A 1,177-nucleotide genomic window follows, 5' to 3' on the forward strand; every position below is an offset into this window, starting at 1 on the left:
CTGCTTCACGCCGGTGGCCAGTCCGCAGTCGAACGGAATGTCAGAGGCTTTCGTCAAAACCCTGAAGCGAGATTACGTGCGCATATCATCTTTGCCAGACGCCGAAACGGCGCTCCGGCTCATCGACGGATGGATCGAAGACTACAACGAAATCCATCCTCATTCCGCGCTCAAGATGGCTTCCCCTCGGCAGTTCATCAGGGCTAAATCAATCTAGCCGACATGTCCGGCGAAACGGGGGGCACTCCATAGATGAACATCGCCGCGGCAATCTTCGCCTTGGTCTTTTCGATCTCGAGCGACAGTGTACCAGGATTGATCGTGAGATCGCCGGAAAGCGCCTTGTCAAGCAAGGCTTGTAATTGAGGCACCAACGCTTCGAGCTCGGACTTCGCATTGGAAACTGCGATCTCGGCTTGACGCATCCCTTCAGCATTTTGCGTCTGGAACTTGACTTCACAACCAAAGCCGTTGGTTTCGCAGCCCTCCCGTCTTATCAACGGTTCACCCGTCGAGAAATCGAGGAGAATGCCGTTTGCGACTGCGGCCTTGATTTCAGCCGGTACCTTGTTCGCCGAACCATAGAAACCAACAGCCTCGTTCCAGACACGTTGGCTTGAAACAAATTGCTGGATTTCCGGTGCCTCTATAGCGCGAGACGCCTCAGCCGGTGTCAAGCCGTTGGCCAACAGGCGCCGATAATAGTCGACATTCTCAGGCCCCCCCAGCAGCAACAGCTTCCGGAACGGCCGCATTCATGGCCCTATTGTAGTTCTGGATAGCCCTTATGTTATCGCCGAACTCGATCAGGTTCTGAACGTCAAGCTCACCCGACAGCTTGGTGTAGCTGTCCTTGGTGATCTCCTGATATTTAGAGGCATCCTTATTGATGGAAGCGAGAAGCTGCTCGGCTGCCGCCTTGTCCGCGTCCGTTCCGGCAACACCGTCCTTGTCCGCGTCGCGAATGGTCACGTTCAATTCGCCTGACGCATCCAGCGTCGTGCGGGTTTCGCCCTGCTTGTCCTTCTTCTCATAGGAGAAGCCGATGGAGTTCAGCCCGCCGCCGCTCATGCCGATAGAACCGCCGACATTCTTGTATTGGTCGGTGTCCTTCAAGTCAGCCACAGTCAGCGTCTCGGTATCGAGGCTGATATCGCCGTCGGTTGCCTGAAGCAGC

At 55.7% G+C, this 1,177-nt stretch carries 3 protein-coding genes; 1 reads left to right on the forward strand and 2 read right to left on the reverse strand.

Going from position 1 to position 1,177, the window contains the following annotated elements; genetic code table 11:
- A partial coding sequence (locus tag O8B93_RS27820; RefSeq protein WP_269713105.1) for an integrase core domain-containing protein occupies positions 1-217 on the forward strand: 217 nt, incomplete at its 5' end.
- Here O8B93_RS27820 and O8B93_RS27825 read toward each other — a convergent pair.
- Both O8B93_RS27825 and O8B93_RS27830 read right to left on the reverse strand, forming a co-directional pair.
- Positions 204-755, reverse strand: a complete 552-nt coding sequence (locus tag O8B93_RS27825; protein ID WP_269713106.1) for a hypothetical protein — start codon at positions 753-755, stop codon at positions 204-206. The genes O8B93_RS27820 and O8B93_RS27825 overlap by 14 nt on opposite strands.
- The coding region (locus O8B93_RS27830; RefSeq protein WP_269713107.1) for a hypothetical protein at positions 715-1,177 on the reverse strand (463 nt) is incomplete at its 5' end. The genes O8B93_RS27825 and O8B93_RS27830, both read right to left, overlap by 41 nt.

The organism is Martinezella rhizogenes (assembly GCF_027460065.1).
GTDB classification, from domain to species: Bacteria; Pseudomonadota; Alphaproteobacteria; order Rhizobiales; family Rhizobiaceae; genus Agrobacterium; species Agrobacterium rhizogenes_C.

What these genes read in the sequence shown, in the direction of transcription:
- O8B93_RS27825 (WP_269713106.1), bottom strand. Translation starts at nt 755, where the DNA reads ATGCGGCCGTTCCGGAAGCTGTTGCTGCTGGGGGGGCCTGAGAATGTC.